The organism is Streptomyces sp. (assembly GCF_031178505.1).
GTDB classification, from domain to species: Bacteria; Actinomycetota; Actinomycetes; order Streptomycetales; family Streptomycetaceae; genus Streptomyces; species Streptomyces gulbargensis.
Window position 1 is genome coordinate 1 of the sequence record NZ_JAPSIW010000120.1, and the last position, 12,568, is coordinate 12,568.

A 12,568-nucleotide genomic window follows, 5' to 3' on the forward strand; every position below is an offset into this window, starting at 1 on the left:
CGGGCCACCCACCGCAGGCCCGGGTGGGCGTTCGCGGTGGCGATGTGCTCGGCCAGGACCACGTTCTACGAGACCGGCAACGGTGAGAACCTGCGCGGCTGGCACACCGGTTCGGGGATGACGTACTGGTGGGGCGACACGTACGGCAACGGGCAGTACTCCGACGCGTTCTGGCCGACCGTCGACCCCTACCGGCTGCCCGGGACCACCGTGTCCCGCAAGCCGCTCGCGGACGCTCAGGGAGGTTCCTTCGGCAGGCCGGCACCCGCCGGTGCCGTATGGGTGGGCGGTGCGACCGACGGCACGTACTCCGCCGTCGGCCAGGACACCCGGGGCCTCGCCTCGACGCTGGCGGTCAAGAAGTCGTGGTTCTGCCTGGCCGACCAGGTGGTCTGTCTGGGAGCCGGGATCACGGCGAGCGACGGGTACGCGGTGGAGAGCACGATCGACAGCCGCAACCTCGGGGCCACCGGCACAGCGGCCCTCACTGTGGACGGGGCCGACCAGCCGACCACCTTGGGCTGGTCGGGCACCTTCACCGGTGCCTCGTGGGCCGTGCTCAAGGGCTTCGGTGGATATGTGTTCCCGGGCGGCGCCACGGTCAAGGCGCTGAGGGAGGCACGTACGGGATCCTGGCACGACATCAACACCGGCTCCGCCGGCAGCTCGCTGACCCGACGCTACGTCACCCTCTGGTTCGATCACGGGACCGACCCGAGCGGCGGCTCCTACGCGTACGTCCTCCTGCCCGGCGCCACTGCCACGACGACCGCGGCACGCGCCGCGAGCCCGACCGTCCGCGTCCTTGCCAACAACGCGGCCGCGCAGGCCGTCACGGACAGTGCCACCGGGGTGACGGCCGCCAACTTCTTCACCGCGGGCGCCGCCGGTCCGATCACGGTCTCCGGGCCGTGCTCGGTGCTGATGCGGGAGAGCGGCGGCACGCTCGGCGTCAGTGTCGCCGACCCCACCCAGACCTCCGCCACGGTCACCGTGACGATCGACCGCTCCGGCTTCACCAAGGCGAACGGTGACGCCGAGGTCGGGGTGACCGGCCTCGCCCCCCTCACGCTGGTGGTCGAGGTGGGAGGCAGCCAGGGAGCGTCCCGGACCATCACCTTCGGCACGGGCTCCCCGGTCACGGCCGGACGCGCGCGCTCGGTGGGTCCGACCGCCGACGCCTACGTCCGCGACGGGTCCTACGCGGCTGCCACCTACGGGTCGGACACGATGCTGGTGGTCAAGAACGCCGCAAGCGGATTCGCCCGGCGTTCGTTCCTGAAGTTCGACGTCTCCGGCCTGCCCGGCGCCCCGAGGCGCGCGGTGCTCTGGGTCTACGGCAGGACCGCCGACAGCGGCGGCACCCAGTCGACCGTGAGCGCGTACTCCGTCAGCGGAGACGGCTGGACCGAAACCGGCCTGACCTGGAACGACCAGCCTGCTCTGGGTACCCCCCTGTCCTCCCGCCCGATCGGTGCCGTCAACGACTGGGTGCCGCTCGATGTCACCGCGCACGTGAAGAACCAGTACGCCGGAGACGGCATCGCGACCGTGGCCCTCGCCCAGCCGGTCAGTGGGCTCGCCGTCCAGTTCAACAGCCGTGCGAGCGCCACCCGTCAGCCGTTCCTCCAGATCGTCACCGACTGACAGGCCGGGGAGTGGTGCCGACCGTGGATCAACCGCACGGTCCCGCGCCGGTCGGCCGGGACGCCTGGGCACAGGCACTCGTCGCGATCGACACACCGGCCATCCGGCCGACCGCGCTCGGTCCCGGGCGGCAGCCTGTGCGCGGTGGGTGCAACGGTCCGGGCGCCACCTCGTTCGAGCTGGTCGCCCGCCCGCTGTGGGGGCTGGCTGCCCAGGCCGTCGGCGGGCCGGCCGGCGCGAAAACCCCATGGGACGAGGTCCGTTCGGCGCCGGTCGTCGCGATCGACCCCGATCCCGCCTGATCCAGCGGCCCGCCGATGGACCGGGACCAGCGTCTGGTCGAGGCGGCGGCGGTGGGCCACTCCCTGGCGGAGGCACCGGGACGGCTGGGGGAGCCCCTGACCGCAGGACAGCGGGAGCGGCCGGGCGACTGGCTGTCGGCCGCCGCGCTCGCGCGCCCGCACGAGAACGGCCGGCGCTTCTTCCCCGTGCCGGCCGCGGCCGGGCTGCGGGCCGGGGACTGGCCGGTGGCGCGGGGACTCGTGGAGCGCAACCTGGCCTGGCGATGGCAGCAACCGCTGTTCGCCCAGGACGGCTCGCCGTGAGCGCCGACGCCGACGGGATCACCAGTGAGATCGTGTGCCACGGGCCGGAGCCCTGTCGGCGGCACAGCACCAGCCGAACGAAGCGTCGCGCGGCTGAAGTCCTGGCGAAGGTGTGTCGCGTCGACGGGGCAGGTGTGGACGCGCTTCAGCCCGCGGCCGAGGTAGACGCCGACCGGGTCCGTCACGGCCGGGTCGTCGGCCGCGTCACGGTCCTCGACCGGAAGCCGGCTTTTCGAGCCGCCGTCGCACTCCCTTTTGTCGACGGTGAGCAGGGGAGGCATCGGAGTGCCGCAGACCGCGCAGTCGACCGCGGCGGGATCGGCTCGGCCCGACAGGGCATCCCCGGCCGGAGCCGCGTATGCGCCGCTCGGGGAACGACGTTCCTCCACCCCGCGTACCTGACGGAATGCCTGGTGAGAGACTCTGGTTTCGTCCGGGACGAACGAGCGGCGCTCCGGGGAGGGCCGCTCGTTGTACCGGCTTGAAGAAAACGGCGAAGACCGGCCTCAGCCTGGCGTGGACGCAGTGCACGGCGTGCGAGGCCGGGGCCGCCCACATGGCCCGCGACGGGTTGCCGCGCCCCGGATCGGGAAGAGGCCGGTTCCAGGGATGGGAGGACGATTGTTCGTGTTCGTCTGTGCGGGATGCGAGGCGGAGTTGACCGCTCGCCTGCACAGGGTCGAGTTTCCCGACCACGCCCACCAGGGCTACGGCAACGGCGTGTCGATGCCGGTCCTCATGGACGAGGGCACCTTCGCCGTCGACCCGCTGCCGTCCGGGCCGCCGTGGCGCCGTTGGGAGGACCTTCCGGAAGGGGAGGCTGAGGCGCTGGGCTGGTACGCGCCGGTCTGGGGGATTCCATACGGTCCTTCCGGGGCGGTGCTCATCGCCCCGGGCGACGCGTGGGGCACGGTCCTGGTCCCCGAGCGGCGCGGCGAGGGGTCCTGCTGCGGCATCAACGGTGCCGACGGCCCGAACCTGGCGTGCCTGGCCTGCGGTGCCCTGGTCGCCACCCGCATCGACGACTGCTCTCTCTGGCAGGCGGTGTGGCTGGAGCCGCGCGCGGTACGCCGTGTTGCAGCCGGACCGCCGCGGGAGCCGCTCACGTGGGAGGCGCTGCTCGCCGAGCGCCACATCGTCCCGCCCACGGACGGGCTCGGGTACTGGAGTCCGGTCTGGGAGGCGGCGGTCGGCGCGGCCCTGGCCCGCGTGGTGGCGGCCTCGCAGGGCCAACCCGTGGACGTGCCGGAGGGCCGGGTGGCGGAGGTGTTCCGGCACACGCTGGACGGGCTGCTGCCGAGGGTCCCGGGAGGACGCGCGAAACGAATGGCGCTCGCGGGACCCGGACTGCCCGCGCCGGACGGGTCTGCGGACCTCGTCCTCGTACCGCGGCACCCGCAGACCGGTGAGGCGTGGGGGCCGACGGGGGTGCGGGACGGCCGACCGGTCGTCGTGCCGCTGGCCGCCGCCGTGTGGATGTGCCTCGCCTTCGGCGAGCCCCCGCCGCTGCCCCTGCCGGCGAGCGGCCGTCTGGCCTGGGACGTCCTGCGCGACGAGCCACTGCCTCTGCGCCCGAACGGGATCTTCCGTCCCGACGGGTCGATCTTCACACGGACCCTCGCCCGGCAGCCGGAGGCACAGAACCCCTGGCTGCGTGACGTTCTCCACGGCCTCCACAACCGCCGGCCCCGGTACCAGGGGCTTTTCTAAGGCTGGGTCGGTTCAGCTCGGCGCCGCCTCGCCCGGAGCCGTGCCCGTACGGCGGGTGCGACGGCGGCCCGGCCGAGGCCTGCGGCCGTGGGCGTCAGGGATGGGCGGGGGTCCGGGGTCGCTCCGCGCGGTGGGATCAGGGAGCGTGGCGGCGGCGTTGCGGGGCCATGAAATCCAGCCATGACGAGCAGCGCCATGCCGAGCGCCTGGTAGAGGCCAGGAGCGGGGCGGCAAGCCGCGCCGCGAGGAACGTGCCGACGCCGACATCTGCTGTCCCTCGCCACCAGCCTCGGCGTCGACGTCGCTCTCGGCTACCGCACCCCGGAAGCCGCCGAACGTCTCCCCGACCACCACATCGAGCAGGTCCTTCCGTAGGGCGTGTGCGGCGGACCTTGCGCGCCGTCCCCCGCCCCGGGGTCGCCGGCCCGTCTCCCCGGGCCACTGGACGGAGCCGGGTGACGCGCCGCGCCCGGGAGCCGATGGGCACGATGGGGGCCATGACGTTGCAGGGGGGACAGCAGGACCCGGACCCGAGCAGTTGAACGTCTTGACGGGCCGCCACGACAGGGTCGTCCTCACCGGCTTCGGCATCTTCCGGATCGAGGGGGAGCGGAAACGCACCGAGACCGGCGGGTCTCACCGACGGGAGGCGTAGCCGTCCACTCGTTCCGGTGACCGGGAGGAGAAGGCCCCGCGCCGAGGGCCGTATCTCGCCACGATCGCCGGGTGATCGCCATCCGCCGCTCCCGCCGCTCCCAACCGTCCCGCCGGCTCCGCTCGGCCGCCGCCGTGCTCGCCGTCCTCGCCGCTTTCCCCGCCGCGTCGGGGTGCGGTGACCTCGGTACGCAGTCCCCGCCCCGGCACGCCGACCGGTTGGACAAGGCGGCCCGGGTCGCCCGGTTCCACATCGCCCTCACTCAGGACGTGTGGGACCGGACCCGGCTCAGCGGCCGGGACGATCTGGACGATGAAACCTTCGGGGACGTGGAGCCGCGCGGGCTGAAGGGCGAGCTGGGCAGGAAGGGGCTGGTCGAGGTGACCCTGACCGGACCCCAGCTGGTCGCGTACCTCCGCAAACTCGACTACGACGCCCACGGCGGGATGGACCGGGACCGTGCGGACGAGCCGCTGGCCCGTCGCGTCTACGACGCGGTCGCCCGGGTCGTCGACCGGATGGAGCCGGGCAGGGCGCCGACGGCCGTGCCGTACGCCCTGGTCGAGGACGCGGCCACGGCCGGCTCGTCGGCCTCACCGGGTGTGCCGAAGCCCGCCCCGCCGACAGGCGGGGCGGGCGGCCGGCCCCGCTGAGCTGCGCCGGTCCGCGGCCCCGCCCGCGAGGCCGGGCCGCCGCGTGCCGCACGGACTCAGGACGGGGCGCCGAGGGACCAGCCGCAGATGTCGCTGACCCGCCCGCGCCACACGGGCGTCGTCGGTGTCCCGGGCACGGACATGAAGGTGACGTCCACCAGGTGGACGAAGGGCTGGAGACCACCGTCGTCTCCGGTGGTCTGCCGCAGGGCCGCCTGGACGGTGTGCGGCAGCTGCGCCAGCAGCTCGGACCGCTCCTGCCGGCCGATCGCCTCGGACACGACCTCCTCCCACCGGTCGGCCCAGGCCTGGGGGCCCACCAGGTGACCACCCACCACGCCGCCCGGCGTGGTCAGGCAGATCGCCATGCTGGCCTCCCGGCGCACGGCCACCAGACGCAGCAGGAGCTCCAGGTGGGCATCGACCGGCGGCGCGACGGCCCCGCCGGGGGAGGAGGGCTCGGAGCCGGGCTCGTTCACGACGGTTCCTTCCGTGTCGACGGGGGCGGGGCGGCCGGCGGCGGTCAGACGGGGCTCGGCCCGCCGCCGAACGGTCCGCCTTCCCGGTAGTACAGGACGATCTCCTCCCGGTACTGGCGGTCCGTGAGGTGCTTGTCGGAATGGAACTCCGGAGCGTTCTTGATCTGTTCCTTGGTCAGACCCACGTGGACCGTGCGCTCCTCCACCTCGACACGGGTCACCGTGCTCGCCGGGAGCAGCACCTCCTTGCCGAAGATCCATACGCCGGTGTCGACGACCAGGTAGGCGTCACCGACGTCTTCCGAGTGCTTGTCGACCTTGCCGATGTGCCCGTCGGTCGCCTCGACCCGCCATCCGGCGAGGTTCGTGCCCACCGGATAGCCGGCCGACGCCCCATAGGCCCACGCGTTCTCCGTCATGCGGATACTCCTTCGTTCCGGTCGAGCGGTGCGGCGGCGTTTCCCGCCGCCATCCCAGGAGGACCGCCTGCCCCGGCCCCCGGGGACCCACACCCGTACGACCACCCGGGTACGCCGCCCGAGTCCGCTGCCGCATGCCGGTCTCGGGTGGCGGTGCGGCGGGTACACGTGGGGGACATGTGTCGTCGGCGTGGAACGAGGCGGTTGTGGCGGGAGCACTGACTGCGGGGGGATGGGGCCTGTTCGCGGGAGCGGCGCTGCTGGTGGGCGCCGCCGCCGGATCGTTCGTACGGGTTCCACCCCGCTTGATCGCGCTGGTGATGGCGTTCGGCAGCGGAGTGCTGATGGCGGCGGTCTCGTTCGAGCTGATCGCCGAGGCGTACGAACGGGCCGGCATGGCTCCGGTGGTGGCCGGCGCGGTCGGCGGAGCGGTCGTGTACTCGGGGGCGAACGCCCTGCTGGCCCGGCGCGGGGCGCGGCACCGCAAGCGCTCCGGCCGGCGGCAGCCGAGCGAGAGCGAGGCGCCCGGGTCGGGCAACGCCATCGCGCTCGGGGCCCTGCTGGACGGCGTCCCGGAGTCCGTGGTGATCGGCACCAGCCTGCTGGGCGGCGGGCACCTCGGGGTGGCCACGGTGGGTGCGGTGTTCATCAGCAACCTGCCCGAGGGCCTGGCCAGCGCCGGCGGCATGCGCGCGGCCGGGCGCAGCCGCGGGTACGTCTTCGCCCTGTGGGGGAGCATCGCGGTCATCAGCGGTCTGGCGGCGCTGGCGGGGTACGCGCTCCTCGGCGGGGCTTCCCCGGCGGTGATGGCGGTGATCACGGCGGTGGCCGGCGGGGCGATCCTCGCGATGATCGCGGACACGATGATTCCCGAGGCGTACGGCAGGGTGCACCTCATGACGGGCCTGATCACCGTTCTGGGGTTCCTGTCGGCGTTCGCCCTCGCGCACCTGTAGGGGCGGGGGCCGCCTGCGCGGGAGCAACCCGGGGCGCCGGCCCCGACCCGTACCCGCTCACCACCCCGGCGCGGCCCGCTCGTCCCTCCGCCGCGGCGGCTTCGGCCGTCGTGACCTCACCCGGTGGTGTCCGGCCCGGCGGGGCTGCCGTCCCAGTCCGCGTCCCCCGCGAGAGGGGCGGGGAACGGCGCGATGCCCAGGAGGGCCGCCGTGATCGCCGCGGTGAGGCGGTGCCAGTGGTGGGCCTGGCGGATCATGGCGTGTCCGCCGTGGGGCATGCGCAGCCCCTTCACCCGTGCACCGGCCACCTGGGCGCGGGTGAGGTAGGCCCACGTGCTCGCGGCGGAAGTGACCCGGTCGGCCTCGTCGTGGAGGGCGCAGACGGTGCGGCCTCGCAGGTGGGCGACCGGTTCCCCCGGAGGGCACCAGGGGGCGAGCGCCACGACCCCGGCCACGTGCGGGGCCGATGCCGCGCGCAGCGCCGCCCGTGCTCCCATGGAGTGGCCGACGAGGACCACGGGCACGGGGCCGGTCAGCTCCCGCAGCTCCGCCAGGGCGCGGTGGGCGTCCGCGACGGGGTGCGCCTGGTGACCGTTCCAGCCCCGGTGCCCGTAGCGGACGTGGGCGACGAGGACGTCGTCGTGGGCGGTGGCCCGCGCGATGGCCCGGGCGAAGGGCCGCATGCGCAGGGCAGGCGCGTCGAGGACGGGCGGTGGCTCCAGGGCCTCCGCCCGGCCGCCGTGGAGGATCAGGACCCCGGCCCGTGCCCGCCGCGGCGGGCGGTGGTCCCGGACGGGACGCAGGGCGGGGGCCGTGCGCGGTCCCTGTGCTTTTCGTGTCGGAGACATGCCTCAGCCTCTCGGACCCGCACCGGCGGGCCGTCACCGGGGTGGCGCCGGCGGGAAGCCGCTGCCGCGCGCCGTCCGCTCGGCGTACCCGACCGCGCGCCGTCGAGGGTGCGGCCCTCTCCGCGCCACGCGCCGGCCGTGGCCGGGCCGGTTCGGGCGGGCAGCCTCATCGGGAGCGGCGGCGGGTGGCGGGCCACGTGCCCGCCGGCGGCGGGGTGACGGCCATGACCAGCCCTTCGGACCCACCCGTGCCCACCGTCGACGACGCCGCGAAGGCGGTCCGCGGTGACGTGTCCACCACGAACGCGACCGTCCACGTCATCGGCACCGTCCTCATGCCGCAGTGGCGCGCGCCGGCGGCCGGGCACGCCGGTGGCCCGGCACCCTTCCGTCAGGATGCCGGGCCGAGCCGCCGGCCGCCGGCGGCCATCCACCCGTCCGGCGGTCCGCCCGACTACCGGCGTTTCCTGGACCGTCCCATGGCGATGCCCGCCAGGATCGCGAGAACGGCCACGACCAGCAGGACCGTGCCCGCTGTGCCGCTCGGGAACCAGATGGCGGCCTGTTCACTCACCGATGCCTCCATGATCGCTCGCTTTCCGGGTGCTCGGCCCGGGCCCGGCGGCTCCTCGCCGGCGGGCCCGGGCCGCGTGTCAACTCACGTACGCGTCCTTCGCCTTGTCACCCACGTAGGACCCGACCACGGCGCAGCCGCCGGCGACGATCGCGCCGCCGACCCCGGCGGTCGCCGCTCCGGCGAGCCCGGCGCCGAACATGCAGGCCGTCTCGGTCCCGAGGCTCGCGACAGTTCCCACCAGGTCGCCCTCCAACGCCTTCCCGTCCCCGCTCCAGGCATCGGTCCCCAGCTCGAGCAGGTCCTTGGCCAGCAGCAGGTTCGATACCGCGTTGAGCCCGTTCGGGTCGATCCGGTTGACGGGGTCGCCTTCGGCGTAGAGGTAGGGGTTCTTCTCCTGGCCCGAGGGGTCGGGCTGGGTGAAGCGGCCGATGTGGGGGTCGTAGTAGCGGGCGGCGAAGTGGTAGAGGCCGGTGGCGTCGTGGTAGCCGCCGGCGAACTGGTAGGGCTGTGGGACCTGTTCGGAGGTTCCGGCGCGCTGGACACCGCGGGGGCTGTAGGAGTACGTGTTGACCTTCGTGCCGGCCTCGTCGGCGAGCGCCACGACCGAACCGAGCGCGTCGGTGAGGTAGTAGTAGCTCTTGCCGCCGGTCGTCATGGAGTTCAGGGTGCCCCCGGGTTCACGGTTGAATCCCGTGTCGACGCCGCCGGTGCTCTTCGCGGAGAGGCCGAGCGGCCCGTTGTGGAAGAACGTGTCGCCCAGCTTGATCCGCTCGCTCTGGTCGGTCGAGCCGTACTGGCCGGCGTACGTCCTGCCCCCGACCGTGACCGAGGTCATCTGCGAGTGGTCGGACCAGGACACGGCGGTGCGGGTGCCCTCGGGGGTGGAGGCGCCGGCGGTCTCGTTGCCGACCCTGTCGTACGACCAGTTCGCGGTGGCGCCGTTCTTCGCCGTGATCTGCTGGGCGTCGTTGACCGTGTAGGTGGTGCCGCGGGGGCAACCGGGGTCGACGCCCTGGGAGGTGAGGTTGCCGGCCAGGTCGTAGCAGTACTGCCAGGACGAGTTGAGGGCGGTGCCCTTCTCCTCCTTCGCGTAGGAGAACCGGCCCGCGCCGTCATAGGTGTACGTCGTCTTCATCCCCGCGACCGCGTCCGTGCGGGTGCGGATCTTCCCGCCGTCCTTGAGGGGGGTGGTGGTGCTGGCGTCGTGGTCGTAGCCGTAGGTGTAGGCGAGGTCGACCAGCGTGCCCTTCGGTGACGTCGCCCGGACCCTCTCCGGACGGTTCGACTTGTCGGGCGTGACCTCCTGGACGGTCCCCCCGGGGTACGTCGTCCTCGTGCGGACGTCGTTGCTGTTGTACGTGTACGTGGTGACCTTCCCGGTCGGGTCCTTGAGCTGCGTGAGCTTGTTGACCTCGTTCCAGGTGTAGTCGGTCAGGCCGGCCGGGTCCTCGTACGTGTCGACATTGCCCGCCGGGGTGTAGGTGAGGCGGGTCTGGGAGCCGTTCTGCAGGGTCCGGACGGTCTCGCGGGACAGCGGGTCGAAGGCGTAGGTGATGACGCCGGTGCCGTCCGAGCGCTGGGTGAGGTTTCCGTCTCCGTCGTAGGAGTAGGTGACGGTGGCGTAGCCGGAGGTGTCGACCTTCACGATCCGGTCGCGGTGGTCGTAGGTGTAGAGGGTGGTGACCCCTCGGCCGTCCTTGACGGTGGCGGGCCGCCCCAGGTCGTCGTAGGTGTACGTCGTCACACCGAGCGGGGCCGGGGGAGTGACCCTGATCAGGTTGCCCTTCGTGTCGTACGTGAAGGAGGTGGAGACCGACTTCGTCGACGACATCTTCGTCGTGACCTTGCAGCGCTGGCCCTCGAAGCCGCCGCAGGTGGGGGTGGCGGGATTGTGGTCGAAGGACTGCGTCCCGCCGCCGGTGCCCGTCACGGCGACCGACGTGGTGTTGCCGGCCGCGTCGTAGGTGTAGTCCGTCTTCTCCCCGTCGGCCGTGGTCAGGCTGCCGGGAAGGTCCGCGCCGGACAGCGTCCGGTAGCCGCTCAGGGCCGACGTGGCACCGGTGGGCAGCTTCGCCGAGGTGAGGTTGTTGCGGGTGTCCCAGCCGTACGTGGTCACGTTGCCGCCGGTGCCGCCGACGCCCATCGCGTCCGTCGCGGTCTGCACGTTGTTGTTGGCGTCGTAGGTGCGGGACCGGGTGCGCTGGAGGTGGTCGACCACCTTCCCGACCCTGCCCTCACTGTCGTGCTCGTACTTCGTGGTGTGCTGTTCGGGGTCGGTGACGGTGGTCGTCCCCGCCTCGAAGGGATAGGTGCCGGTGTAGGCGTAGGTGTAGGTGGGACCGGTGTGACCGGAGGCGCCGGTCTGCGTCGCCCTCAGCATGGAGGTGACCCGGTTCTGGGCGTCGTAGGTGAAGACGGTCACCCGGCCCTCGGGGGTCGTGACCTTGGAGATCCTCCCGTCGGCGTCGAAGGCGTAGGTGGTCGTCTTGCCCTCGGTGTCCGTGGTGCGCGAGAGGTTGCCGCCGCCGTCGAGGTCGAAGACGGCGGTGCGGCCGGTGTGGTCCTTGGCCTGCCACTGGTTCGGGTACGTCTTGAGCAGGTCGACCCAGCGGCCCGAGCGGGACTCGGTCAGTCTGAAGCCCTTGTGCTCGCCGGTCTCGTCGTGCTGGTCGACCGTGATCGTGCCCTTGTTGCGGTCGGTGACCTTCGTCAGTGTCCCGTGGACGTCGTAGGTGTCCTTCGAGCCGGACTTGCGGTCGGTCAGGGTGTAGGTGCCGTCCGCGTTCTCCCGCAGGTCCTTCGAGTACCCCTGGGGCGTGGTGAAGGTGCCGTCGGCGTTCTTGGTGAAGGACAGCGAGTCACCCGTCGCGTCGTGGACGACGACCGAGTTGGTGAAGAACCGCAGGTAGCGTTCGTACTCCTGCCACCAGCGGTCCGAGACCTTGCCGTAGGGCCCCTGGAACGAGTTGTACGTACGGGCCAGGCGCAACTTCTGCCCCACGCCCGCCACTTCGAAGTCGGTCGCGGCGAGCATCAGGTTGCCGTTGGACAGGTTGATCCGCGCGACCAGGGAGTCGGTGACGCGGAACTCCGACATCTGGTGCCAGGGAACCGCCCCCTGCCCCTTGGGCACATAGGTGAGCGCACCGGCGTCCGTGGCAGGGGCCGCCGTCGCACTCCGCTCCCTCGCGGGAGCCTTCGCCGCGCCGCGGACGCGCTCCCTCTGCGCCGCACGCCACGCGGCTTCCTCCTTCGAGGGCGCCGCCTCGGCCTGGTTGGCCACCGGCTTCGTCGATCCCACCTTCACGGGCGGAACCTCCAGCGGCGCCGCCTTCCTGCCCCACACCGAGCCGGTGCCCGGATCCGCCACGGGAGTGGCGGCGAGGGCCGGCAGCGACGACGCGCCCAGTGCGAGGACCGCGACCGCCGCGGCCAGGGAATGTCTTGCCGTCGTCCGGGCACGCCGAGAAGGCGTGCCGGAAGCACGCGAAGTCATGCACTTCCCCCCACGAGAAGAGATGTCACAGCGGCCCCAACGGCCACTGGAGCCGCACACGCTGCCACAGCGTCACTCCGGCCGGCCGGGGCCTGCCCCCCATTCCCTCGCACACACGGGCGAGAACCGGCCGAAGTTGCGCCACTCCTTCTCTCTTCCGCACCTGCGGGACGGAAACGTCTGCCTTCCGACACGGGCCGCGCGCCCGAGGATCAACGTGACGGGAAATCGACCTGTGTCGTCCGCGTGCGGACGCCGCCCGGAGCGGGGCACGCGCAGGGGACCGTCACGGAACGGCTCGTGGTACGTCTCCCCGTGCCCGGCGCCGTCCTCGCGCGGCCATGCCCCTCTTGGGCGGCGAGGGCCGACGCGGGTGGTGTCACCGGGCCGGGATCGGCTGGGTGGACGGCGAACTCATCGGCAGGACCGCTCCTCCGGGCGGACAGCCGCTTCCCGCCCCGCTCCGGGCTTGAGCCCGGTGTCCGCTCCTCCGGGCCTTTCCTTACGTCGCGGGGGGGCCGCC

12 protein-coding genes are annotated in these 12,568 nt (G+C 72.9%); 7 read left to right on the top strand and 5 right to left on the bottom strand.

All coding sequences use genetic code 11. From position 1 onward, the window contains the following. From RIF68_RS11530 to RIF68_RS11555, 6 genes are all read left to right on the top strand, one after another. Positions 1 to 1,647 (top strand): polysaccharide lyase family 8 super-sandwich domain-containing protein (locus RIF68_RS11530; protein ID WP_309051091.1); only part of this gene is annotated, 1,647 nt, incomplete at its 5' end. A 23-nt stretch (positions 1,648 to 1,670) separates the two neighbouring features. Then, on the top strand, positions 1,671 to 1,949 hold the full coding sequence (locus RIF68_RS11535; RefSeq protein WP_309051092.1) for a hypothetical protein: 279 nt from the start codon (positions 1,671 to 1,673) through the stop codon (positions 1,947 to 1,949). A gap of 15 nt (positions 1,950 to 1,964) precedes the next feature. Continuing rightward, the gene (locus RIF68_RS11540; protein WP_309051093.1) at positions 1,965 to 2,252 is read left to right on the top strand and encodes a DUF2264 domain-containing protein; all 288 of its coding nucleotides are present in this window, start codon (positions 1,965 to 1,967) and stop codon (positions 2,250 to 2,252) included. Continuing rightward, positions 2,249 to 2,737, top strand: coding sequence for a hypothetical protein (locus tag RIF68_RS11545; RefSeq protein WP_309051094.1), 489 nt, complete (start codon positions 2,249 to 2,251; stop codon positions 2,735 to 2,737). Before RIF68_RS11540 ends, RIF68_RS11545 begins: the two co-directional genes overlap by 4 nt. A 142-nt stretch (positions 2,738 to 2,879) precedes the next feature. Beyond that, positions 2,880 to 3,962 carry a hypothetical protein gene (locus RIF68_RS11550; protein WP_309051095.1) on the top strand — a complete coding sequence of 361 codons (1,083 nt, stop codon included), beginning with the start codon at positions 2,880 to 2,882 and terminating at the stop codon, positions 3,960 to 3,962. A 726-nt stretch (positions 3,963 to 4,688) separates the two neighbouring features. Beyond that, a complete protein-coding gene (locus tag RIF68_RS11555) occupies positions 4,689 to 5,270 on the top strand; it encodes a hypothetical protein (protein WP_309051096.1) in 582 nt (193 codons plus the stop codon). A 56-nt stretch (positions 5,271 to 5,326) separates the two neighbouring features. Here RIF68_RS11555 and RIF68_RS11560 read toward each other — a convergent pair whose 3' ends face one another. Continuing rightward, positions 5,327 to 5,749, bottom strand: a complete 423-nt coding sequence (locus tag RIF68_RS11560) for a hypothetical protein (protein ID WP_309051097.1) — start codon at positions 5,747 to 5,749, stop codon at positions 5,327 to 5,329. Between the two features lie 44 nt (positions 5,750 to 5,793). Next, positions 5,794 to 6,168: a PRC-barrel domain containing protein gene (locus tag RIF68_RS11565; protein WP_309051098.1), complete on the bottom strand. Its 375-nt coding sequence runs from the start codon at positions 6,166 to 6,168 to the stop codon at positions 5,794 to 5,796. Between the two features lie 206 nt (positions 6,169 to 6,374). Here RIF68_RS11565 and RIF68_RS11570 point away from each other — a divergent pair, with 206 nt between their 5' ends. Beyond that, the gene (locus RIF68_RS11570) at positions 6,375 to 7,124 is read left to right on the top strand and encodes a ZIP family zinc transporter (protein ID WP_309051099.1); all 750 of its coding nucleotides are present in this window, start codon (positions 6,375 to 6,377) and stop codon (positions 7,122 to 7,124) included. 116 nt (positions 7,125 to 7,240) lie between these two features. Here RIF68_RS11570 and RIF68_RS11575 read toward each other — a convergent pair whose 3' ends face one another. From RIF68_RS11575 to RIF68_RS11585, 3 genes are all read right to left on the bottom strand, one after another. Further along, entirely contained in the window at positions 7,241 to 7,972 is a 732-nt protein-coding gene (locus RIF68_RS11575; RefSeq protein ID WP_309051100.1) for an alpha/beta fold hydrolase, read from the bottom strand. A gap of 166 nt (positions 7,973 to 8,138) precedes the next feature. Then, the gene (locus tag RIF68_RS11580; protein ID WP_309051101.1) at positions 8,139 to 8,294 is read right to left on the bottom strand and encodes a hypothetical protein; all 156 of its coding nucleotides are present in this window, start codon (positions 8,292 to 8,294) and stop codon (positions 8,139 to 8,141) included. A 331-nt stretch (positions 8,295 to 8,625) separates the two neighbouring features. Then, positions 8,626 to 12,045: an RHS repeat-associated core domain-containing protein gene (locus RIF68_RS11585; protein ID WP_309051102.1), complete on the bottom strand. Its 3,420-nt coding sequence runs from the start codon at positions 12,043 to 12,045 to the stop codon at positions 8,626 to 8,628. Between the last annotated feature and the right edge of the window lie 523 nt (positions 12,046 to 12,568).

Bases quoted from the DNA above. Each gene is read 5' to 3' on its own strand.
- RIF68_RS11540 (WP_309051093.1), top strand. From the start codon at position 1,965: ATGGACCGGGACCAGCGTCTGGTCGAGGCGGCGGCGGTGGGCCACTCC.
- RIF68_RS11565 (WP_309051098.1), bottom strand. From the start codon at position 6,168: ATGACGGAGAACGCGTGGGCCTATGGGGCGTCGGCCGGCTATCCGGTG.
- RIF68_RS11575 (WP_309051100.1), bottom strand. From the start codon at position 7,972: ATGTCTCCGACACGAAAAGCACAGGGACCGCGCACGGCCCCCGCCCTG.
- RIF68_RS11580 (WP_309051101.1), bottom strand. From the start codon at position 8,294: ATGACGTGGACGGTCGCGTTCGTGGTGGACACGTCACCGCGGACCGCC.
- RIF68_RS11585 (WP_309051102.1), bottom strand. From the start codon at position 12,045: ATGACTTCGCGTGCTTCCGGCACGCCTTCTCGGCGTGCCCGGACGACG.